The organism is Allobosea robiniae (assembly GCF_900102525.1).
GTDB lineage: Bacteria > Pseudomonadota > Alphaproteobacteria > Rhizobiales > Beijerinckiaceae > Allobosea > Allobosea robiniae.
The window spans coordinates 1,032,434-1,054,542 of the sequence record NZ_FNBZ01000001.1; the positions used below are offsets into that span (position 1 = coordinate 1,032,434).

Annotated in this window: 22 protein-coding genes and 1 tRNA gene; 9 read left to right on the forward strand and 14 right to left on the reverse strand. The window is 65.9% G+C overall.

What is annotated here, in order from left to right; all coding sequences use genetic code 11:
• Positions 1 to 42: 42 nt before the first annotated feature.
• On the reverse strand, positions 43 to 1,164 hold the full coding sequence (locus BLQ70_RS04735; protein ID WP_170843309.1) for a GGDEF domain-containing protein: 1,122 nt from the start codon (positions 1,162 to 1,164) through the stop codon (positions 43 to 45).
• Positions 1,165 to 1,331: 167 nt separating this feature from the next.
• Entirely contained in the window at positions 1,332 to 1,616 is a 285-nt protein-coding gene (locus BLQ70_RS04740) for a hypothetical protein (protein WP_139163486.1), read from the reverse strand.
• A 270-nt stretch (positions 1,617 to 1,886) separates the two neighbouring features.
• On the opposite strand from BLQ70_RS04740, the gene BLQ70_RS04745 reads away from it, so the two are divergent.
• Together BLQ70_RS04745 and BLQ70_RS04750 are read left to right on the forward strand one after the other, a co-directional pair.
• Positions 1,887 to 3,053 carry a hypothetical protein gene (locus BLQ70_RS04745; RefSeq protein WP_091855986.1) on the forward strand — a complete coding sequence of 389 codons (1,167 nt, stop codon included), beginning with the start codon at positions 1,887 to 1,889 and terminating at the stop codon, positions 3,051 to 3,053.
• A 185-nt stretch (positions 3,054 to 3,238) separates the two neighbouring features.
• The gene (locus BLQ70_RS04750) at positions 3,239 to 3,559 is read left to right on the forward strand and encodes a hypothetical protein (RefSeq protein ID WP_091855987.1); all 321 of its coding nucleotides are present in this window, start codon (positions 3,239 to 3,241) and stop codon (positions 3,557 to 3,559) included.
• Between the two features lie 17 nt (positions 3,560 to 3,576).
• On the opposite strand, the gene BLQ70_RS04755 is transcribed toward BLQ70_RS04750, so the two are convergent.
• From BLQ70_RS04755 to BLQ70_RS04780, 6 genes are all read right to left on the reverse strand, one after another.
• Positions 3,577 to 4,533 (reverse strand): succinylglutamate desuccinylase/aspartoacylase family protein, encoded by a 957-nt coding sequence (locus tag BLQ70_RS04755; protein ID WP_091855988.1) that lies wholly within the window; start codon positions 4,531 to 4,533, stop codon positions 3,577 to 3,579.
• A gap of 11 nt (positions 4,534 to 4,544) precedes the next feature.
• Positions 4,545 to 5,366, reverse strand: a complete 822-nt coding sequence (locus BLQ70_RS04760; RefSeq protein WP_061965093.1) for an ABC transporter permease — start codon at positions 5,364 to 5,366, stop codon at positions 4,545 to 4,547.
• 14 nt (positions 5,367 to 5,380) lie between these two features.
• Entirely contained in the window at positions 5,381 to 6,316 is a 936-nt protein-coding gene (locus BLQ70_RS04765) for an ABC transporter permease (protein ID WP_091855989.1), read from the reverse strand.
• Positions 6,317 to 6,455: 139 nt separating this feature from the next.
• The gene (locus BLQ70_RS04770) at positions 6,456 to 8,045 is read right to left on the reverse strand and encodes an ABC transporter substrate-binding protein (RefSeq protein ID WP_061965097.1); all 1,590 of its coding nucleotides are present in this window, start codon (positions 8,043 to 8,045) and stop codon (positions 6,456 to 6,458) included.
• A gap of 210 nt (positions 8,046 to 8,255) precedes the next feature.
• The gene (locus tag BLQ70_RS04775) at positions 8,256 to 9,872 is read right to left on the reverse strand and encodes an amidohydrolase (protein ID WP_091855990.1); all 1,617 of its coding nucleotides are present in this window, start codon (positions 9,870 to 9,872) and stop codon (positions 8,256 to 8,258) included.
• Positions 9,873 to 9,918: 46 nt separating this feature from the next.
• Positions 9,919 to 11,400, reverse strand: a complete 1,482-nt coding sequence (locus tag BLQ70_RS04780) for a M81 family metallopeptidase (RefSeq protein WP_170843310.1) — start codon at positions 11,398 to 11,400, stop codon at positions 9,919 to 9,921.
• 229 nt (positions 11,401 to 11,629) lie between these two features.
• On the opposite strand from BLQ70_RS04780, the gene BLQ70_RS04785 reads away from it, so the two are divergent.
• From BLQ70_RS04785 to BLQ70_RS25555, 3 genes are all read left to right on the forward strand, one after another.
• A complete protein-coding gene (locus BLQ70_RS04785; protein WP_244511899.1) occupies positions 11,630 to 12,616 on the forward strand; it encodes a DNA topoisomerase IB in 987 nt (328 codons plus the stop codon).
• Between the two features lie 64 nt (positions 12,617 to 12,680).
• A complete protein-coding gene (locus BLQ70_RS04790) occupies positions 12,681 to 12,974 on the forward strand; it encodes a hypothetical protein (protein WP_091855993.1) in 294 nt (97 codons plus the stop codon).
• Between the two features lie 18 nt (positions 12,975 to 12,992).
• Entirely contained in the window at positions 12,993 to 13,142 is a 150-nt protein-coding gene (locus BLQ70_RS25555) for a hypothetical protein (protein ID WP_170843311.1), read from the forward strand.
• 42 nt (positions 13,143 to 13,184) lie between these two features.
• Here the strand turns inward: BLQ70_RS25555 and hemC are convergent, their stop codons facing one another.
• On the reverse strand, positions 13,185 to 14,123 hold the full coding sequence (gene hemC, locus BLQ70_RS04795; RefSeq protein ID WP_091855994.1) for a hydroxymethylbilane synthase: 939 nt from the start codon (positions 14,121 to 14,123) through the stop codon (positions 13,185 to 13,187).
• 105 nt (positions 14,124 to 14,228) lie between these two features.
• Complete coding sequence (locus BLQ70_RS04800; RefSeq protein WP_091856180.1) at positions 14,229 to 15,617, reverse strand: aminotransferase-like domain-containing protein; 1,389 nt, start codon at positions 15,615 to 15,617, stop codon at positions 14,229 to 14,231.
• A gap of 155 nt (positions 15,618 to 15,772) precedes the next feature.
• On the opposite strand from BLQ70_RS04800, the gene BLQ70_RS04805 reads away from it, so the two are divergent.
• Both BLQ70_RS04805 and BLQ70_RS04810 read left to right on the forward strand, forming a co-directional pair.
• On the forward strand, positions 15,773 to 16,639 hold the full coding sequence (locus BLQ70_RS04805; RefSeq protein ID WP_091855995.1) for a DMT family transporter: 867 nt from the start codon (positions 15,773 to 15,775) through the stop codon (positions 16,637 to 16,639).
• Between the two features lie 64 nt (positions 16,640 to 16,703).
• The gene (locus BLQ70_RS04810) at positions 16,704 to 16,967 is read left to right on the forward strand and encodes a DksA/TraR family C4-type zinc finger protein (protein ID WP_091855996.1); all 264 of its coding nucleotides are present in this window, start codon (positions 16,704 to 16,706) and stop codon (positions 16,965 to 16,967) included.
• A 99-nt stretch (positions 16,968 to 17,066) separates the two neighbouring features.
• On the opposite strand, the gene BLQ70_RS04815 is transcribed toward BLQ70_RS04810, so the two are convergent.
• The 4 genes from BLQ70_RS04815 to BLQ70_RS04830 form a co-directional block, all read right to left on the reverse strand.
• Positions 17,067 to 17,142 (reverse strand) — tRNA-Thr (locus BLQ70_RS04815).
• A 91-nt stretch (positions 17,143 to 17,233) separates the two neighbouring features.
• Entirely contained in the window at positions 17,234 to 18,172 is a 939-nt protein-coding gene (locus BLQ70_RS04820) for a prephenate/arogenate dehydrogenase family protein (protein ID WP_091856181.1), read from the reverse strand.
• Positions 18,173 to 18,177: 5 nt separating this feature from the next.
• Complete coding sequence (hisC, locus tag BLQ70_RS04825) at positions 18,178 to 19,278, reverse strand: histidinol-phosphate transaminase (RefSeq protein ID WP_091855997.1); 1,101 nt, start codon at positions 19,276 to 19,278, stop codon at positions 18,178 to 18,180.
• A gap of 27 nt (positions 19,279 to 19,305) precedes the next feature.
• Positions 19,306 to 20,139 carry a chorismate mutase gene (locus tag BLQ70_RS04830; RefSeq protein WP_091855998.1) on the reverse strand — a complete coding sequence of 278 codons (834 nt, stop codon included), beginning with the start codon at positions 20,137 to 20,139 and terminating at the stop codon, positions 19,306 to 19,308.
• A 169-nt stretch (positions 20,140 to 20,308) separates the two neighbouring features.
• Between BLQ70_RS04830 and metX the strand changes: the two genes are divergently transcribed.
• Together metX and metW are read left to right on the forward strand one after the other, a co-directional pair.
• A complete protein-coding gene (gene metX, locus BLQ70_RS04835) occupies positions 20,309 to 21,478 on the forward strand; it encodes a homoserine O-acetyltransferase MetX (RefSeq protein WP_091855999.1) in 1,170 nt (389 codons plus the stop codon).
• A gap of 3 nt (positions 21,479 to 21,481) precedes the next feature.
• Positions 21,482 to 22,108, forward strand: a complete 627-nt coding sequence (metW, locus tag BLQ70_RS04840; protein ID WP_091856000.1) for a methionine biosynthesis protein MetW — start codon at positions 21,482 to 21,484, stop codon at positions 22,106 to 22,108.
• Position 22,109 lies beyond the last annotated feature (1 nt).

A 22,109-nucleotide genomic window follows, 5' to 3' on the forward strand; every position in this document is an offset into this window, starting at 1 on the left:
AACACCGCGCCGAGATCAAGCTACCTTCCCTCTATGGCGATGTCAGGCGACGTCGTCCCAGTGGGCGACCATGCTGCGGCCCTTGCCGGCGCGCTTGGCGCCGTAAAGGGCCTGATCGGCCGCACGCGTCAGGACCTCGGCCGTCCAGGGCGTGGTATCCTGCTCCGACTTGACGGATACCCCGACGCTCGCGCCGACGGTGACAAGCTGCCCCATCAGCATGAACGGCGCCATGACGACCGACACGGCCCGGTCGGCGATCTCGGACAGCGCAGCCGCATCCTCGACGCTGCGCACGACGAGGGCGAATTCGTCGCCGCCCAGCCGCGCCACGCTGTCACCCGGCCGGACGACACCCTTCAGGCGCATCGCGACCTGCTTGAGCAGATCGTCGCCGGCGTGATGGCCGTGGCGGTCGTTGATCAGCTTGAATCCGTCGAGATCGAGCAGCAGCAGGCCGAGCGCCTCGCCGCTTTCGCCGGCCTCGCGCAGCACACGATCGAGCCCGCGGCGATTCATGAGCCCGGTCAGGGAGTCGTGACTGGCGGCGAAGTCGAGTTCGCGGCGCACCATCAGCAATTCCTCGAACTGGCCGATGATGTAATCCGAACTCTCATAGATCGAATAGAGATAGACGAGGAGCAGCACACTCAGCGCCTGATAGAGCGGATCGCCGGAAGCCAGGAAGGCGACGACCAGCGTGCCGATCGCGATGGTCGAGAGCACGGCGCAGATCCAGTAGCGGAGCGTACGCAAGTAGGACCCTGCCGTCAGCGCCATGGTGAGCCCGAGGCTGAGCACGAAGCCGCCGGCATGGTCGGTCGCGGCGGCGGCCAGCGTCAATGCCGCGATGACGAGCGTGAAGGCGAAGGCGGAATAGGCGTAGCCTGCCTCCCAGCGCCGCGCTTCCGCCAGGGATAGCTTGCGCGCCGGATCGCGCCGCTTGAAGCTGACGATGTTGGCGATGCGCCGCAGGGTCGTCACGACGCCTGCTGCCGTCAGCCACCAGAAGATCGTCTCGCCGGTCTGCACGGCCATGATCGCAGAGCCGACGATCAGCCCGGCCGCAATGCAGAGGATCTGAGGCAGGGCCGCGAAGAGACGCGAGATGATCTCGATCTCGATATCCGCGGGAAGCTGCGCGGCGCGTCTACGGGGCCTCATCAGCAGATGCATGGCGATGCCTCTACGCGCGAGGCTCTAAGAACCCGTCAGCCCGATCCCGGGCATTTTAGGGATCGCATCGCTTGCTCGATATCGGGCAGAAACGAAAAGGGGCTGGCAGATGCCAGCCCCGTTCCAGGCTCCGCATCGGAGGGCGGACGCTGCGATCAGTTGCAGCCGCAGCCGTGACCGAAGCCCCCGAGCAGGCCGCCGACGAGTCCGTTGCGGGAGACGATCGCCTTCACCGGGGCGACGACGCCGACCTTGTTGCCGTTGGCGATGCCGTTGCCGCTGAGCACGCTGACATTGTTGAGCGCATTGATCTTGACGCCCGACACGGCCGTCGTCACCGGGGCGATGATGCCGCCGAGAAGCGAACCGCCTCGCCCACCGGCCATAGCGGGGGACACGGCGAAAGCTGCAACCGTAGCGAGAACAAACGCGTATTTCATCTTGCTTCTCCCTGTTTCGCCTCCGGGCCGGAAGCGACGAAACACGTATAGGTTGCAACAACCTCTTCAAGCAACCTTCTCTCAAAATTAACCATACCGAGTAAAGTTAATTTACAACCGGAAGGTACACTTTGAAACTAAACCTCAAATCATTCGCGCTATATCTAAATCTATCCGAATACATATAAGAGCAAAACCGGTATAATTTACGATCAATTAACCGTTATAAACCATGATTGCGAAATAAATTTTCAGATCACGGCGACGTCGATGCAGAAAATCATCATTCTCGCATTGGTCTTTCACGCTTCCCTTGCGCTCGCAACTGAGAAGCCGGCCGAAGATAAGGAAAGTTCGATCGCCGTTATCGGGCTTCGGGGCGGCTTCGACAGCAATCCCGCTGGTGTCCAGGGTGCGAACGGCACTCCTGTCGCCACAACCTATGCAACCTGGGATTACCTGCACGGCACAGTGCAGGACGGCTATGGGCTGAACCTGTCGCTCGTCGAGACGCATTACGATCCGCGGGCGCTCGCTTCCGCCCGCGCCCATTCGCTGACGCTGAAGCACGGCTTCAGCCTTGGCGAGGCCAGCGCGCTGCAATCCTCCCTGACGGCAAGCAGCGAACAGAGCTGGTCACGCCGGAAAAGCAGCCTGTCCTGGCGCGAGCGGCTCGATCACAGCATCGGCGCTTTCCGCCTCTTCGCCAGCGGGGAAGCGCGGATGACGGCGCTGAACGAGCGCAACGTCTTCAATCTCGGCGATTTCCTGCCGCGCGACGAGAATTTCGGCACGCTGGGGCTGACGACGGGTGCTGCCTGGCGATCGGGCGAGACCGAAATCGGCCTCTCCTTCAGCGCCGCACGCATCCATTATATCGAGGGCGTCGACTATCTCGGGTTCCGACGCGACCATAACCGGCTGCAACCCAACCTGTTCTTCTCGACGGAGCTGAAGGGTGCCGCGATCGAGGCCTCGCTCTCGCCGTTCCGCGCCTATTTCCCGGAGAAGGAGTTCGATGCGGTCGAGAGCCTGCTCTATACGGCGAAGCTGCGCCTGCCCTATGAGCGGTTCACGCTCGACCTCGGCTCGCTGCGCACAGTGGAAGACACCACCCTGCCCTTCTCCGTCATCAACCTGGTGACGGCGCATGAGGCGAAACTGACGGCCCGGATCGACGACGACAATGCCGTCAGCCTGTCGGCCCGGCGCAAGACCGACGATTATGTCGGCCTCGATGCCCGCTCGGACCAGAAGGGTGTCGGCATCGACTACCAGCACAACCTGGGCAAGGGCTTGATCGGCACCGTTACCGGCGCCTGGCGCAAGACCAAGGAGACCGGCCTCACCCCCGTGACCTCGTTCAGCGTGATGCTCGGCCTGCAAAAGCAGATCGACCTCGGCCGCAGTGGCAAGACGGACAAGAGCGACGGGTAGGGTCGCTGCCTTTCACAAAGCCAGCACTGTCACACCGGGCGCGTAGCGGGATCCATCGACCAGCTTCGCCGTTCCTTTCCCTTGCCTCCTGGCCGCCTCAGCCTGCGTTCATCATGAACCCGCTAGGAGACAGTGAAACGTCTCGCCAGGCCCACTCGCCGGCGAGGAAACGGAAAGGAAGAACCATGCTGCGTCGCCAGCTCACGGTTTCGGCCCTCGCCTGCGCCGTCCTGCTCAGCGCAATCCCGACCCAGGCCCAGTATTACGGCGGGCCTTATCGCGGCGGACCGTCCTATAACGATGATGACGACGATGACGATGATCGTCCGCGGCGGCGCTATGACCGTCGCGATTACGGCTATGAGCGCCCATATTACAGGCAGCCGCGCTATGGGAATATGTGCGTGACCAGCCGGGGCGATTGCCCGACGCCACCCCTGCCCTATGGCTCAAGCTGCGGCTGCAGCATCCCCGGCTTCGGCAGCAAGCGCGGCATCGTGCAGTAAAGCCGCGCCGGCCACGTTCAGGGCCGGCGCCGGCTCTCCGTCCCGAGATAGCAGATGCCCTCGCCGGGCTTGGCCTTGGGGTTGGGGAAGATGATGAAGCCGTCGCGCGGCATCGTCACGACGGTGCCGTCTGCGCGGCGGGCGATCGGCGTGCCCTTGGCGACGCGGTCACCGGTCTTCCACGAACCTTCGACCCGGTCGCCCTCGGCCTCGCAGATGACAAGATCGTCCATGTGAACGACGGTGCGCTCGGCTCGAACCGGCGGCGCCTCGTCGGTCAGGCCGAGATGGACGAGTACGTTGCGGATCGCCTTGTAGCCGACATCGACCGAAGCCGGGTCGTCGTGACGCCCGCATTCGAGCGTGACGCCATAGCCACCGGCGAAGCGCATGAACTCCGTCGTGCCGAAGCCCTCGGTGACAGCGAGGCGCGGCAGGTTCAGGCGCTCGCGCGCCGCGATCAGCCGGACATAGATGTCGAGCCAGCCATGAATCATCAGGTCGACGCCGAGGCAGGCGGCGAAGGCAGCCTCGGCCGCACCATGGCGGAAGGGTTCGAGCGCGCCGCGATTGTCGTCCGGCCCGAAGAAGACGAACGGGACGCCCTCCCCGGTGAAGGAATGGACGTCGAGCAGCATGTCGTGCTGGCGCAGGATGGCGGAGAGGCGGTTGCCGATCCGGTCCTCGTTGTCATCGGGCTGTGGCCGCTCGCGCAGGTCGCGGTTGAGGTTGCGGTCGCCCTCGCGGGTGTTCTGCCGATAAGCCTTCGGATTGGCGACGGGCAGGAAGGTGACCTCGCCGCGCTGGATCGCGACCCGGCCGGCGCGACAATCCTCGATCACGCGGGCAATGGCATTCGGCCCGCAGGTCTCGTTGCCGTGGACGGCGCCGAAGACGAGGAGTTTCGGCCCCGCCTTCAGCCCATGGAAGCGGATGGTCTCGAGCGGCGGGTCGATCAGGTCTGGCGTGGTCATAGGCTCTACTGTCAGGCTTTGCGTAGCTGTGAGTGGGGGTCGAGGATGTCGCGCAGGCCGTCACCCAGCAGGTTGAGGCCGAGCACGGTCATGAAGATGGCGAGGCCCGGGAAGATCGAGATCCAGGGCGCGGTGGTGATCTGGTCGCGCGCGTCGGAGAGCATCGAGCCCCAGCTCGGGAAGGGCGGGCGGATGCCGAGACCCAGGAAGGAGAGCGCCGCCTCCGCCAGCACCGCGCCGCCCATGCCGAGCGTGCCGATGACGATGATCGGGCCCGCGATGTTCGGCAGGATCTGCAGCAGCATGATGCGCAGATTGCTCGAGCCGAAGGAGAGCGCCGCCTCGACATAGCCCTGCTGCTTGATCGACAGCGTCGCGGCGCGCGACAGCCGGCAGGTATAGGACCAGTTGGTCAGGCCGAGCGCGATCAGCAGGCTGGTCAGGCCCGGCTGGAGAATCGCCATGATGGCGAGCGCAAAGACCAGCGAGGGGATCGACAGCATGAGGTTGGTCAGGCCGTTGACGAAATCGTCCCACCAGCCGCCGAAATACCCCGCCGACATGCCCAGCGCCACGCCGATCACGGTGTTGATCAGCTGCGAGACGATGCCGACCGTCAGCGAGATGCGCGCGCCGTAGAGCACCCGGCTGTAGATGTCGCGGCCCTGCGCATCCGTGCCGAACCAGAACTCGGCGCCGGGCGGAACCTCGGCATTCATCAGATTGGCGTCCATGACGGGGTCGGTATGTGCCAGCCAGGGTGCCAGCGTCCCGCCGATCACGACGGCAGCGAAGAGCGCGCCGCCGATCCAGAGATTAGCCCGGAATTTCATCTGCTGCCCCGCCCCTAGGTGTATTTGATGCGCGGATCGATCAGAGCGCAGAGCACGTCCACGATGATGTTCACGACGAGGAAGAAGAGCACGAGCAGCAGGATGCAGGCCTGGACGACGGGAATGTCGCGCAGCGACACACTGTCGACCAAGAGCGAGCCGATGCCCGGCCAGGCGAAAAGCTTCTCGATCACGACAGCGCCGCCCATGATCGAGCCGAATTGCAGCCCCAGCGTCGTCAGCACGATGACCATGGCGTTGCGCGCCACATGCCAGCGCATCACCCGGACCTCGCTGTTGCCCTTGGCGCGAGCGGTGCGAACGAAGTCCGCGTTCATGACCTCGAGCACGGCAGCGCGCGTCGTGCGGGCCAGCAATGCGAGCGGCGCCACGCCGAGTGCGACCGCCGGCAGTACGATGTAGCGCGGATTGCCGTCGCCATAGCCGAAGCTCGGAAACCAGCCGAGAACCAGCGCGAAGGCATACATCAGCATCAGCCCAAGCCAGAACTGCGGCAGGGACAGGCCCGACACGGCAACAAACATCGATTGCATGTCGAGCCAGCCACCCGGCTTCAGCGCGGCCAGGAAGCCAAGCGGAATGCCCAGCGCGATGGCGAAGGCCATCGCGGCGATGGCCAGCTGAAGACTGGGCCAGATCCGCTCAAGCAGGGAATTGATCACCGGCTGGCGGGTGCGGAACGAGGTGCCGAGATCGAGCGTCGCAAGCTTCCCGGCATATTTCACGAAGCGCACATAGACGGGCTCGTCGAGGCCGAACTGCTTGTTCATGCGCGCGACCTGCTCGGCATCGACAACCGAGCGGCCATCCGACATCTGGGTCGAGGCGAAGTCGCCGGGAATGACGCTGAACATCACGAAGACGAGCCCAGCGACCGCAAGCAGGATCGGGATGGCCTGCAGCAGACGGCGGAAGACATAGGGCAGCATGGTCAACTCCTGATCGCCGCCGCAGGGCGGACTCAGGTCAAGGCCCGAATGTCTCCGTCACCCCGGACGGGCGGCATGGCCGCACCGATCCGGGATGACGGATGTCTTCGAGCTGGCGGAAACCTCCGCGGAGGCGCGCTTACTTCGCTGCGGGCGAAGACGCGTCGACCCAGAGATCCTCGTAACGCTGGAGCGCGAGCTCCGTAGCGTTCGCCTGCAGGCCATGCAGCCAGGGCTGATAGGCCATCACCGCCTTGTTGTAGTTGAAGAACCAGACGGGAGCCTCGTCCTGCAGCAGCGCATTGGCCTTCTTCATGAGCTCGATTTTCTTGCCGGCGTCCCTCTCGGCCGCGGCCTCCTCGAACAACTTGTCAAAAGCGGCGCTCTTGAAGGTGGTGTAGTTGCACGACGAGCGCGGCGTCGCCGAGTGGAAGCACTTCAGCGCGGTCAACGGATCGGGGCCGGAGGTGTTCGACCAGATATAGGCCTGGAAGTCGCCCTTCGCGATGACGCCACCGAGCGCCGAGGTCTCGACCGGCTTGACCTTCACCTTGATGCCGACCTTGGCGAGCATGGGAATCGTCGCCTCGACGATCGGAATGCCCCAGCTCTCGTTCGGCGTCGCCGTCCATTCGAACTCGAAGCCATCGGGATAACCGGCCTCGGCCAGGAGCTTCTTGGCCTTCTCCGGGTCAAAGGCATAAGGCTTGGCGTTCTTGTCGAAGGCCGGGACCGAGCTCGGCAGCCAGCTCACCGCGCGATAGGCCTTGTCGCGAACGAGGCGCTTGATGATCAGGTCGCTGTCGATCGCGTAGTTGATCGCCTGGCGCACCCGCTTGTCGGAGAACGGCTTGAACTCCGGGTTCATGCCCATGTTGCGGGTGAAGACCTCCGCAACTTCCAGGATGCCCTTTGAAAGGTTCGGATCGGCCTTGTAGGCAACGTATTGGGTCGAGCCGAGGATCGAGACGTCGATCTCCTTGTTGCGGAAGGCGACGTCGCGCGCAGCCGCCTCGCCCATCGGCGAGATCACCAGCTTGTCGGCATAGGGCTTGCCGGGCTTGTAGTATTTCTCCCAGCGCTCGAAGACCATGCGCGAACCGGGCACATGCTCGACGAACTTGAACGGGCCGAGGCCGATCGGCTTGTTGAAGAAGTCCGGCTGCTGCGCTTCCTTGGCCGGCATGATCGCCGTGGTGGCAGCATAGAACAGGAAGCTGGGATCGGCCGGATCGGTCAGCGTCATCTCGATGGTGAAATCATCGATCTTCTTGAGGCCGGAAATCTCCTTGGCCTCGCCCTTGCGGACGGCCTCGGCGCCCTTGATGCGCACGACGCGGCTCGCACCCGGATAGTTCTTGGAACCATCGACAAGACGCGTGAACGACCAGATCACATCGTCGGCCGTCATCTTGCGGCCATTGTGGAAGAACGCGTCGTCGCGCAGCTTCAGCGTATGCGTCAGCCCGTCCGCCGAGGTGGTCATGCTCTTGACGAGCTCGGGCTCGGGCTTGCCGGCCTTCGAATCCCAGCGGAACAGCATGCTGTGCAGGGCGTAGCCGTAGATCTCGTCCTGGATCTGGTTCGAGACATGGCTGTCATTGCTGACGAAGGAGGCGCCATAGGGCGCCGTGAAGCGAATCGTTCCGCCGCGGCGCGGCTCCTGAGCCTGCGCCGAGATCGTAAAGGCTGCCAGCGTCAGCGCGGTGGCGAAGGCAAATTTCTTCAACAACACGATTTTTCCTCCCGTTTCCCATCTGCTCCGGCTGATCCGGAGTTGTTTGTTTCAAGTGGAACCATAACGGCTTTGCCGCGCTTGTCTTCCCCCGCGCGGTCAAATTCCCCGAACAGCTCCGCGATTCACGGTGTCGCGGGGCTTTTCGGGATTCTCTTTCGCATTTTCTTCTCGCGAACCGGTCCTTTTCGCTCGAAAATGCGCTCAACGCTCGTAGACGACCTCGCCGCCGAGAATGGTGAGATCGCAGCGCGTGTCGCCCAGGATAGCGGCCGGATCGGCTGTCAGCAGATCGCGCGAGAACACCGCGACATCGGCCAGGAAACCCGGCGCGAGACGACCCTTCACGTTCTCCTGCTTCTGCGAGAAGGCGCCAAACTCGGTATAGGCCTGCAAGGCCTCCTCGATCGACACGCGCTGACGCTCGTCCATCACCGTGCCCTTCCAGGTCTGGCGGGTCAGCATGGTGTGGAAATTCGGGAAGGGGTTGGGGTCGCAGACCGGCGCGTCGCTGCCCGTCGCCGGCTTCAGGCCGAGATCGAACCAGGTCCGGAAGGGATAGCTCGGCAGCGCCCGCTCCGGCCCGAGCACCTTCACATAGGCATCGCCGAAATCATGGATGAAGACCTGCTGCGGACAGGGATAGATGCCGGCCTTGACCATGCGCTCGTGCTGCTCGGGGGTCGAGAAGCCGCAATGCTCGATACGGTGGCGACGGTCCGGGTCGGGGTAGGCGGCGAGCGCCTTCTCATAGGCGGTGATGAGCTGCTCGATCGCGGCATCGCCGATGGCGTGGCAGGCGAGCTGGTAACCCTTCTTGTGGGCATCGAGCACCATGCGTTCGAGCTCGGCATCCTCCCACATCCAGACGCCGGTGGTCTTGTCCTCGCCGAGATAGGGCTCGGTCATCCAGGCGGTGCGGCCGCCGGCCGAACCGTCGAGGAAGAGCTTGACCGCGCCGATCATCAGCATCTCGTCGCCGGTCCCGGAGATCAGCCCGGCGTCGTAGCAATCAGGCACGATCGAGCGGCCGTCATCGCCGAGCAGGGTCAGCCAGGTGCGGACCGGCAGGCGGCCGTCGCGCTTGGCGCGGTGATAGGCCGCGATCTCGCGGAAGCCGCCCTTCTGGCCGACGGCGGCATCCATGCAGCTGGTGATGCCGAGCGAGAGCAGATACTGCCCGCCGCGCTCGATACCGGCGATGATGTCCTCTTCGGTGGCTGCCGGAATCGCGGCCTGGACCGGAGCGCGGGCGTTCTCGGCGAGCAGGCCGGTCAGGCGGCCGTTCTGCTGCTCGATCAGGCCGCCCTGCGGCGTCGGCGACGTCTCGTCGATGCCGCCGAGGCGCAGCGCTTCCGAGTTGCAGATCGCGATATGGCCGCAGGCGCGCACCAGCATCACCGGATTGTTCGGCGCGGCGCGGTCGAGTTCTTCGCGATAGGGGTGACGGCCGGTGTCGAGCTTGGTCTGGTCATAGCCGCGCGAGAGGATCCATTCGCCGGGCTTCGACTGTGCGGCACGGGCCGCGATGGCGCCGAGAAGGGCATCGAGCGTCGGCGCGCTCTCCGGCTTGGAATCGACCCAGCCCATGGTCATGCCGAGCGAGACCAGATGCAGGTGCGAGTCGTTCAGACCCGGCGTCGCGAGCCGGCCCTTAAGGTCGATGACGCGGGTCTTCGGCCCGATCAGCGGCTTGATCTCGGCATCGCTGCCGGCGGCCAGGACCTTGTCGCGGAAGATCGCCAGCGCCTCGACGACGCCTTCCTCGCGCCCGCACCAGATCGGCCCGTTGCGCAATACGATATCGGCCTGAATCGCCATGGTGTTCTCCTCAAATCAAGTCGTCGCCGACGCCTGCGCGCGGCGGTCAGATATCGTCGAGCGGGAAGATCGGACGGCGGACCTTCTTGTAGGGCCGCTCCTTGAAGTTGCGCGTCGAGAGTGCGCCGGTATCGACCTCCAGCACTTCGCGCGCGATCGGCTGGAAGGCGGCGCGGAAATGCTGCATCGACTTGACGATCACCGTCGATTTCCGGGTCGGATCGACGCCGAGCGAGGTGAACTGCGCGAGATCGGTCGCCTGGCCGTTATGGGTGATGACGATGATCTCGACATCGTCGACGCGCAGCAGGGCCGAGAGCCCGTAATTACGCCAGACGCCGCCGGCCATCGGGCCATGGCAGAGGAAATAGCCGTCGGTGATCGCGACCACGTGAGCGTCGAGATCGAGCGGCGCGCCGCCCATGGTCGGATCGACCTTGCCGCCGAGCTTGATCCGGCCGCGCTTGCCGACGCCGATCGCCTGGGCGGCGAGCACAGCCTCGGGGTCGTTGATCGCATGGAAGCCGACATTCTTCAGCCCGGCATCGAGGACCGCGCGCAGCAGGTTGGTGGCGTCGCCATAGGCGCCGGAGCCGGGATTGTCCGAGTAATCCGAGATCACCACAGGCTTGTAGCCGGGCTTTCCGGTATCGGCCTCGCCGGCCTTGGCGCGGGCCATGGCCTCGGCCAAGGGCGTGAAATGGATCGAGGAGAAGCGGCGCTGCTCCCAGGCGTAATCCATCAATTCTTCGGCGATGGTTTGCGCCTTGCCGCGATCATCGGCCGTGACCGCGATCGAGGGGCCGATATCGTGGACATCCGCCGAGGAGAAGCCGGCCTGGACGCTGACGACGAGCGCATCGCCCGAGGCTTCCAGCGCGTCGCCACGGCGCAGCAGTTCGAGGAAAGGCGGCGAAGTAGTGCGCCCGCCGTCGAGCGCGTAAAGGATCGGACGCCGGGCGAGCGCGACCTTGGGCTTGATCTTGCCCTTCAGCGCGCGCTGCAGCAGCTCCGCCGCCTGCCAGGTCCGCTCGTATTGGTCGATATGCGGATAGGTGCGGTAGGAGATCAGCGCATTGGCGTTGTCGGCCATAGCTTGCGTCACCGTCGCATGCAGGTCGAGCACGGCGACGACCGGAATGTCCGGGCCGATGCGCTTGCGCAGCCGCGCCAGCAACTCGCCCTCGCCGTCATCCGAGCTTTCGGTCGACATCGCGCCGTGCAGATGCAGCAGCACGCCGTCAACGCCCGGAGCGGCATCGCAGATCTGGCCGGCGAACAGATCGAAGGCGGCATCGGTGACGCGGCCGGATGGATTGGCGCCGGTCACCAGCGGGTGGACCAGGCTCCAGCCGAACTTGTCGGCCGCCTCGAAGGCCGCGCCCATCGAAGTGCGTGTGCCGCGGAAGGCGCCCGGGATTTCATTGTCGCGATAGGCGCCATGCGCCCTGAAGGTGGCTTCGTCCGTGAGCTGAACACTGAAGGTGTTCGTCTCATGCATGAACTCGGCGATCAAAACGCGCGGCACCGTCATCTCCCCAAACATATCGTTCAATTTTTTTGACAGTCTTGGCGAGCCAACTCGGGATTTGCCACTGTTTTTCGCGCATGCATCCCCAGAAACCTGCGCGCTTGTCGAAATGTGGTGAATATGCTCGACTGAGCGGAACCAACTGGCCAATGGCGCCGTTTTCGCAGCGGCCCCCCGCGAGCGCCCGCCCATGCCGGTTTCCCCGCAGGCTAAACGCCTTTCCGCCGTGACACGACTGCGGCGCGTTTCGTCAGATGAACTCACGATCCGTCGCGTTCGCCACGGCCGCTCCTTCGGCTACCGGGACGCGGAGGGCGGCAAGGTCAGCGACGAGGCCACCCTCGCCCGCATCCGCTCACTGGCCATTCCCCCGGCTTATGAGGATGTCCGCATCGCGGCCGATCCGCGCGCCCATCTCCAGGCGATCGGCCATGACGAGGCCGGCCGCATCCAGCATCGCTACCATCCGGACTGGGAGAAGGTGCGGGAACGGCGCAAGCTCAAGCGGCTCGCCCGGCTGATCGAGGCGCTGCCGAAGCTGCGGGCGCGCATCGCAACCGATGTCAAGGCGCGGACTCTGTCGCGCGACAAGGCACTGGCCTGCGCGGCCGCGATCATCGATCGCTGCCATCTGCGCGTCGGTAACGAGACCTACGCCAAGGAAAACGGCAGCCACGGCACATCGACGCTGCTCAAGCGACACGTCACGCTGACGGGCACTCGGGTCGCGCTGCATTTCCGTGGCAAGAGCGGCAAGGACATCTCCTGCGCCATCGACGATGCGCCACTGGCCCGCGCAATCACCCGGATCACCACCCTGCCCGGCCGCCGGCTGCTGCAGTATCGCGGCGAAGACGGCTCCGTCGCATCGATCCACGCGGCCGAGATCAACACCTATCTCAAGCGCGCCTGCGGCCTGCCCGTCAGCAGCAAGGATCTGCGCATGCTCGCCGCCAATGCCGCCGCGGCCGAACTTCTCTTGGCTGGTGAGGCGGTGGCGAGCGAGGCTGGCCGCAAGCGCCAGCTCGCGGACATCATGCGCGCCATCTCGGAGAAGCTGGTCAACACGCCGGCGGTCGTGCGCAAGAGCTATGTCCACGCGATCGTCATCGATGCCTATGCCAGCGGCCGCTTGCAGAAGAGCTACGCGAAGGCGCGCGCCAAGGCCGGCTGCTCGCGGATCGAACGCGCTCTGGGGCTGCTCGCCGCCTGAAGCTCGGGGGAACAATGCCACCCTTCAGAGCTTGGTCCTGAAAGCCTTTTCAGAGGAGACCGCCATGGCCCAGCCCGACAGGAAGCGCGAGAATCCCGCCCTGCTCGAGGACGAACGCAAGCCCGCGAACGCCGGTCAGGCCGCCGCCGAGACCGACCCCAGCGAGAGCCAGCGTGTCAGCGACCGCACCAACATCCATGATGCGGGGAGCGATGCCAACGACACGCCGGATGGGCTGACGGAAGCGGAAGAGGCCGTGCGGCAGGCGGCGGAGGACGTGCCCGTCGGCAGGCCGCTACGCGGCAAGACCGAGGCGATCCCGGTCTTCGATCGCGGCTCGCTTCCGCCCAAGGCCTGAGCCGGGGAGGACAAACCCATGACCGGCGATTGGAGCTTTCTCATCTGGATTGTCCTGATCGCCGTGCCGATCGGGATTGTCCTTGCAACCTTCTGGGCGCGCTCGCGCGGCCCTGGGGAGGCGATGCTGGGCAAGCCCAGCGTCGACGACCCGCGCGATCCAATCTAGCGAGCCCCTCGAACCGAGGTGCCACGCTCAGGATAGCGGCGCCTACAACGACTTGAAGCTCGGATAGTGCCCGCGGTAGCTCTTCTCGAGGATCGCGACGCCGCCCCGCTCCTTCAGGATCTGCGCAACAGCGAGGCCGAGTTCCCGTGCCTGTTCCGGTGCCGCGCTCTGATCGGCGACGACGCGCTCCGTGCCTTCGATCGAAGTCACCTGCGCATGCAGCGTCAGGCGGCCGTCCTGCCATGTCACGCAGGCGCCGACCGGCAGGCTGCAGCCGGCCCCGAGCGCATGCATCATCTCGCGCTCGGCCTCGGCCTCGGCACGGGCCTGCGGACACTCGATCGCCTTCAGCACCTCGATCACCGCCGCATCCTCGGCGCGGGCCTCGAGCCCGAGCGCGCCCTGGCCGACCGCATAGGGGAACAGGGACGGCGCAAGCGCCTCCGAAGAGGCTTCGTCCATGCCCAGCCGGCGCAGTCCGGCTTGCGCCAGGATGACCGCGTCGAGCGCATCCTCGCCGCCGATCTTGGCCAGGCGAGGGCCGACATTGCCGCGGATCGGCACGACGGTGACGTCAGGCCGGAGGTTCAGGATCTGGGCGCGGCGGCGAAGCGAGCCCGTGCCGACGCGAGCGCCCTGGCGCAGCGTGGCCATGGTCGCGCCGCAGAGCGCATCGCGCGGGTCCTCACGCGGCGGCACCGAGGCGAGAACGAGGCCTTCATGCAAGGTGGTCGGCAGGTCCTTCAGCGAATGGACGACGAAATCGACCTCGCGCTTCACAAGTTGCTGCTCATGCTCGACGGCGAAGACGCCGACCATGCCGAACTGGTGGAACTCGGAGACGCGGTCGCGGTCGGCGATGGTGGCGATCTGGCAGAGGGTGAATTCCGCTTGCGGGAATTTCTCCCGGATCAGGCCCATGACGTGGTTGGTCTGGGCCATCGCCAACGGGCTGCGGCGCGTGCCGATCCTCAGATGCATGATCTCAAAACTTTCGGTCCTGTCCGGCCGGGCCGGTTATTGCCGCGGTCTATATCAGGGGGGCGCCGGGCTGACGAGTGCGGCACATGCCCATACTGCTCTGGATCAATCGTGGGCGGCAGCCCCGCCCTGCTGCCGCATGGCGGCCATCGCCTGCCCAAGCTCCTCGATCACGCGCGGATCGCGCGACTGGGCGACGTTGAAACGCATGAAGTTGCCGGCCATCTGGGCGACGCTGAAGACATTGCCCGGCGCCAGCACGACGCCCTGCATCACGGCAAGGCGGGCAAGCTCGGCGGAATCCACGTCCTCCGGCAAACGGCACCAGAGATAGAAGCCGCCGCGTGGCATCAGCCAGGGCCGAATCCCGAGCGGCTCCAGGCGGGCTGCAACCTCGCGCCGCGCCTGAGCCAGGCGCCTGTGCAGCTCCTCCATATGCTTGCGGTAGCTGCCACCGGCGAGGACACCCGCCAGCAGCTCCGTCGAGACCGGGCCGGGGCCTCCGAAACTGGTCGCGACCTGCAGATCGACGAGCCCGTCGATCCAATCCGCCCGCGCGGCGATATAGCCGCAGCGGACCGCGGCCGAGAGCGTCTTCGAAAAGCTGCCGATCCGGATGACGCGCTCCAGCCCGTCGAGCGCAGCCAGCCGTGCCGATGGTTCCGGTTCGAAATCGGCGAAGATGTCGTCCTCGACGATGATCATGTCGTTGGCTGTGGCAGCGCTCAGCACGCGATAGGCGGCCTGCGGCGACAGGCTGGCGCCAGTCGGATTGTGCAGGCCGGAATTGGTCAGGTAGAGGCGCGGGCGTTCGGCCGCGACGACCGCCTCAAACGCCGCAATATCCGGCCCCGACGGGGTATAGGGCACGCTCAGGATCCGCACCTGATGCGCCCGCAGCAGCGCCTGGAAGTTGAAATAGCAGGGGTCGTCGACGAGGACCGCATCGCCCGGCCGCAGCAGGAAGCGGCAGATCAGGTCGAGCGCCTGCGTGCCGGAGCCGGTCAGCGTCAGCTGCTCGGCCGAGACCGCAAGCCCGGCCTCGGCGAAGCGCCCGAGCAGGAGCCGGCGCAGGACGGAGGCGCCGCGCGTGCCGCCGTAGTCGGTGAGGATGGCGCCATCGGCCCGCGCCAAAGCCCGGAAGCCGCGGCGCAGAGCCTCATCCGGCATCCAGTCGGCCGGCAGCCAGCCGCAGCCCGGCTTCAACGCACCCGGTTCGGCATCAAGCGACTGGCGCGAGACCCAGAACGGATCGACCACAAGCTCCTGCGGCGAGGCGGCCTGCGTCAGCGCCAGGGGCGGCAGGCCGCCGCCTGTCACATAGAAACCGGAACCCTGCCTTGCGCGGATCAGGCCTTCCGCCGCGAGGCGATCATAGGCCTCGACGACGGTGGAGGGTGAAACCTTCATCGTCGCGGCAAAGCGCCGGATCGAGGGCAAGCGGTCGCCCGGCGCCAGAGTCCGTGCAGCCAGCCGGCTCCGGATCGCCGCCATCACGACTGCCGTGCGAGTCGCCCCGTCTTCGTCCTTGCTGATTGTATGGCCATCCATAGCCATACAGTTTGCCATGAATGTATCGGTCTGTCGCTGGTGCTCTGGAGGGCGGACGCATAGAGCACGGCTTCCGGCACAGCAGCAGAGCGGATCAGATGTTCAGGGATTGGGGTGGCAAGGGTTGGGGCAGCGGGCTCATCGGCGTGGTGATCTTCAGCGGTTCGCTGCCGGCGACGCGCGTCGCGGTGGCGGGCTTCTCGCCGCTGTTCCTGACCGGAGCCCGCGCCGCGATCGCGGCCCTGCTGGGCGCGATCTGCCTGATGCTTTTGCGCCAGAAATGGCCTAGCCGCGCGGATATCCGCCCGCTCGCGATCGTCGCGCTCGGCGTCGTCCTTGGCTTTCCGCTGCTGACGGCACTCGCCCTGCAGCATATCCCCTCGGCGCGCTCGATCGTCTTCATCGGCCTGCTGCCGCTCGCGACCGCGCTGTTCGGCGTGCTGCGCGGCGGCGAGCGGCCGAAGCCGGTATTCTGGCTGTTCTCGGGGATCGGCAGCGCGACCGTCGCAGGCTTCGCACTTGCCAACAGCGACAGCGGCTCGCTGGCGGGCGATCTGCTGATGATCGGCGCCGTCCTGCTCTGCGGGCTTGGCTATGCCGAAGGCGCGACGCTCTCGCGCCGTCTGGGCGGCTGGCAGGTGATCTCCTGGGCGCTGCTGCTGTCGCTACCGGCGATGGCCGTGCTCGCCCTGCTGTTCTGGCCGTCGAGCTGGCAAGGCATCGGCACGCCGGCCTGGATCGGCCTTGCTTACGTCTCGGTCTTCAGCATGCTCGTCGGCTTCGTCTTCTGGTATCGCGGCCTCGCGCTCGGCGGCATCGCCAGCGTCGGCCAGCTCCAGCTCTTGCAGCCGTTCTTCGGGCTGATGCTCGCAGGTTGGCTGCTCGGCGAGCCGATCGCCTGGACGATGATCGCCGCGACCGCCGTGGTCGTGCTCTGCGTTGCCGGGGCGAAGCGCTTCGCCTGAGCCCGCCCCCAACTCTTGGAATTCCCGCCATCCAAGGCCATCTTGTGGCGATGGAGGTTGCGTGATGGCAAGCGGATGGGCTCCGGACGGAGCGGTTCAGGACCAGATCGACGGCTCGATCACGGACGCAGTTCGCCTGGCGCGCTCGCGGCTGCCAAACGGCCCAGGCGAGATCTACTGCCAGGAATGCGGCGAGGAGATTCCCGAAGCGCGGCGCCTCGCCATGCCAGGCGCCCGGCTCTGCGTCTCCTGCCAGTCCGGGCAGGATCGTTCGGCGGCGCAATCCAGCTATAACCGGCGCGGCAGCAAGGACAGCCAATTGAAGTGAGTTCGGCTGTGGCGGCGCGCGCCGCATCGCTTCGGCTGCGTGCGGAGACGGGCATCCACCAGAAGCGATGGCGATGACGCGCTGCGATGTCGGGGAGAGTGGTGCCGCAAGAGGGATTCGAACCCCCGACCCCCTCATTACGAATGAGGTGCTCTACCAGCTGAGCTATTGCGGCAACGGGTGGCGCTGTACCAGCAGGCGCCGGGCTTGGCAAGCCAATCTCGACGTCATGCACATCACCCTGACACGGCGCTGTGCGGCAGCCGTCAATCCTTACGCAGCTTCTCCGTCTCTGGCTTCTCCTGGCCGAGCGCGACGATGCCGCGGCGGATCGTGCGGGTACGGGTGAAGTGCTTGTGCAGCGTCTCGCCATCGCCATAGCGGATGGCGCGGGTCAGCAGCGCGAGGTCCTCGTTGAAGCGGCCGAGCATTTCCAGCACCGCTTCCTTGTTGTGCAGGAAGACGTCGCGCCACATCGTCGGGTCGGAAGCCGCGATGCGGGTGAAGTCGCGGAAGCCGCCGGCCGAGAACTTGATCACCTCGGACTGCGTCACCGCCTCCAGATCCTCGGCGGTGCCGACGATGTTGTAGGCGATCAGATGCGGCAGGTGGCTGGTGACGGCCAGCACGAGGTCATGATGATGGGCGCTCATCACCTCGACCAGCGCGCCCATGCCTTCCCAGAACTGGCGGGTTTTCGCGATGGCCGCCGCGTCCGTACCCTCGGGCGGCGTCAGGATGCACCAGCGGTTGAGGAAGAGGCTCGGGAAGCCGGCATCGGGGCCGGAATTCTCAGTGCCCGCGACCGGATGGGCCGGTACGAAGGCGACGCCCTCGGGCAGATGCGGCGAGACGGCGTCGACGACCGAGCCCTTGACCGAGCCGACATCGGAGACGATCGCACCCTGCTTCAGCGAGGATGCGATCTCGGCCGCGACCGGCCCGCAGGCGCCGACCGGCACGCAGAAGATGATATGATCGGCATCGCGAGCCGCTTCCGCCGCCGTCTCCGCCACCATATGGCCGAGGCCAAGTTCGCGCGCCCGCTTGCGGACGGCCTCGTCGCGATCGGCCAGCACGATCGTGCCGGCGACGTTCAATTCCTTCGCGGCGCGCGCGATCGAAGAGCCGATCAGCCCGATGCCGATGATGGCGAGGCGGGCGAAGACCGGCTCGGAGCGGCGCGGCGCGAAGCTTTCCGCCATCTCGGTCACGCCTTGATGAAATCGGCGAGCGCGGCGACGACGAGGCGGTTGGCCTCCTCGGAGCCGATGGTCATGCGCAGCGCGTCCGGCAGGCCATAGCCGCCGACCGCGCGCAGGATGAGGCCGCGCTGGGTCAGGAAGGCGTCGGCGTCCTTGGCGGTCTTGCCGGCCGTCTTCGTGAAATGGATCAGCACGAAATTGCCGACTGAAGGCGTGACGGTCAGGCCGAGCTTCTCCAGCTCTGCCGTCGTCCAGGCGAGCCATGTCTCGTTGTGTTCAAGGGCGGCGGAGACATGCGCCTCGTCCGCGACAGCGGCGGCACCGGCCTCGATTGCGGCGCCGTTCACGTTGAACGGCCCGCGGATACGCTCGAGCGCGTCGATGATGTGTGCCGGCGCGTACATCCAGCCGATGCGCAGATTGGCGAGACCGTAGATCTTCGAGAAGGTGCGGGTCATCACGACATTCTCGCTCTCGGCGACGAGTTCGATGCCGGAGGCGTAGTCGTTGCGGCGGACATATTCGGCATAGGCCGCGTCGAGCACGAGCAGGACATGCGGCGGCAGGCCGGCCTGCAGGCGCTTGACCTCGTCGAAGGGCAGATAGGTGCCGGTCGGGTTGTTGGGGTTGGCGAGGAAGACGATCTTCGTCTTCGGCGTCACCGCCGCGAGGATGCCGTCGACATCGGCCGTATAGTTCTTCTCGGGCACGATGACCGGCTTGCCGCCCATCGCAAGGATGGCGATGCGGTAAACCAGGAAGCCGTACTGGCTGTAGATGCCCTCGTCGCCCGCGCCGAGATAGGCCTTGGTGACGAGCTCCAGCAGTTCATCCGAGCCGTTGCCGCAGATGATCCGCTGGGGGTCGAGGCCGTAGCGGCCGGCAATCGCCTGCTTGAGCTTGGTTGAGGTGCCGTCGGGATAGAGCTCCAGCTTGGCAGCGAGGCCCTCGAAGGCGGCGATCGCCTTCGGGCTCGGGCCGAGCGGGGTTTCGTTGGAGGAGAGCTTGTGCAGCTTCACGCCGGCGGGCGCGGCGGATTTGCCGGGGACATAGGCCTCGATATCGAGGACGCCGGGACGCGGGGTGGGACGGGTCGCCATGACGATTGACCTTGCAGCAGGAAGCCAGCCCGTTCAGCGGGCGGATTTGACGGAGAAGCGGGCGGCGTGGCTGCCGATCTCGGCGAAGTCGCTCAAGCCTGCCGGCACGAGGGCCTGGCGGATCGCCGCCTGATCGACCTCGCCGGACGCAGCGACGAGCAGCGACAGATGCGAGCCGTCGGCGGCCGAGGCCGAGACTTCGGCCAGATGCTCGGCGAGGCCATGTCGCAAGCTTTCAGACCAGCGCTCGACGCGAGCAGCATAGAGCACGATCTCGCGCACGGCGGCATCCGCCAATGGCTTGGCGATGCAATAGACCGGCGTTCCCGCGGGATGGTTCGGCCGCTCGACGAAGGGCAACCGCGCGATGATCTTCGGCGCATCCGCCCCGATCAGGTCGCTCCACCAGATGCCGGCGCTGGCGCCCTGGTCCATGCGGAAGATGCCGAGATCGCCCGCCGATTCAGCGACAGCGCGGATGACGGAGCGCGCATCCTCATGCGTGATGAACGGCACGGTGAAGCCGAAATGGAAGCGGGCGGAATCGCGCATCGCCGCATCGCCACCGGAGATGTCGGCATGAACGGAGTAGTTTGCCTGCACATAGGTGAAGGTCGCGATGATGATGCGCCAGACGCTCTCGACCGTGTCGAGCGGGAGCAGTCCCTTATGGCTGAGCGCGAGCCGCTTCATGATGTCGGCCTCGCGGCCGGGACGGAAGGCGGAGCCGGAGGCCTGCGTCTTCTTGATCGAGATCAGCGTCTCGATGACCTGCGAGCGCTCCATCAGCAGCGCATGCATCGCGCTGTCGATGCGATCGATTTCACCGCGGAGATCGGCGAGGGACGTAGGAGCGGCTTCGGTCATGGCAACGCGCTTTCCGGCAAGGCCTCGCTCCTTAGCGCTCCCGCCGCGCCTTGGCAAAGCCGGCCACGCAGTCCCGCGTTGACAGAACCGCTTTGGCGCGGCATCGCTAGAGTTCGATTTTCCGAACGCCTGGACCGGCAAGACAAATCCTACTGCCGAAGCGGACGACATGAGCGACCTCTCCCCCAGCCTGGCCGATCCGCAGAAGGAGGCGAACGAGCCCTCCAGCCCGGTCGCGCGCTTCGGGCCCGACACACCGCTCTTGATGGATTGCGGGGTCGTGCTGGATCATTGGCAGATCGCCTACCAGACCTACGGCACGTTGAATGCCGAGAAATCGAACGCGATCCTCGTCTGCCACGCCCTGACCGGCGACCAATATGTTGCGAGCCGCAACCCGATCACCGGCAAGGGCGGCTGGTGGACGGCGATGATCGGGCCGGGCAAACCGATCGATACCGACCGTTTCTTCGTGATCTGTGCCAACGTCATCGGCGGCTGCACCGGCACGACTGGACCGGCCTCAACCGACCCGGCAACGGGCAAGCCCTGGGGCCTGTCCTTCCCGGTCGTCACCATCCGCGACATGGTGCGGGCGCAGGCCGCGCTCGTCGACTCGCTGGGCATCGAGACGCTGTTCTGTGTCGCCGGCGGCTCGATGGGCGGCATGCAGGTTCTGCAATGGGCGGCGAGCTATCCGAACCGTGTGTTCGCGGCACTGCCGCTCGCCACCGGCGCCAAGCATTCCGCCCAGAACATCGCCTTTCACGAGGTCGGCCGGCAGGCGGTGATGGCCGATCCCGAATGGCGGCGCGGGCGCTATCTCGAAGAGGGCACGCGCCCGGCCAAGGGGCTCTCGGTCGCACGGATGGGCGCGCATATCACCTATCTCTCGGAACAGGCGCTGCACCGCAAGTTCGGCCGCAAATTGCAGGACCGGGAGGCGCCGACTTTCTCCTTCGACGCGGATTTCCAGGTCGAGAGCTATCTGCGCCATCAGGGGCTCAGCTTCGTCGAACGCTTCGACGCCAATTCCTATCTCTATGTGACGCGCGCGATGGATTATTTCGACCTCGCCGCCGACCATGACGGCGTGCTGGCACGGGCCTTCACGGGCACGAAGACGCGCTTCTGCGTGGCCTCCTTCACCTCGGACTGGCTGTTCCCGACGGCGGATTCGCGCGCGATCGTGCATGCGCTCAATGCGGCCGGCGCCTCGGTCTCCTTCGTCGAGCTGGAAAGCGACAAGGGGCACGACGCCTTTCTGCTGGAAGAGCCCAATCTCTTCGCCACGACGCGCGGCTTCATCGGCGCGGCGGCGCGGGCACGCGGACTCTAGACCATGGCCTTCAGCGACACGAACCAGACCAACCGCATCGACCTCAAGCTCGTCGCCGAGATGGTGCAGTCCGGCACGCGCGTTCTCGATGTCGGTTGCGGTGACGGCGCCCTGCTCGCGCTGCTCGCCGAAAGCCGGCAGGTCGATGCGCGCGGCATCGAATTATCGCGCGAGGGCGTGGCCGGTTGCGTGGCGCGCGGGCTTTCGGTGATCCAGGGCGACGCCGATACCGATCTCGGCGACTACCCGGACGACTCGTTCGACTATGTCATCCTCTCCCAGACGATCCAGGCGACGCGCAATCCGCGCCTCGTGCTGGAGCAGATGCTGCGCATCGGCCGGCACGCCATCGTCTCCTTCCCGAATTTCGGGCATTGGCGGATGCGCAGCCAAGTGTTCTTCCAGGGGCGGATGCCGGTGACCGACTCCCTGCCCTATGCCTGGTGGGACACGCCCAACATCCATTTCTGCACGATCCGCGACTTCGTCACGCTCTGCGACCAGATCGGCGCCAAGAAGGAGCGCGCCGTCGCGCTCGACGCCGCCGGCGGCAAGGTCGGCGTCAACGCGCCCTGGTGGTTCTGGAACCTGTTCGGCGCACAGGCCGTGTTCCTGCTGAAGCGGGGCTGAA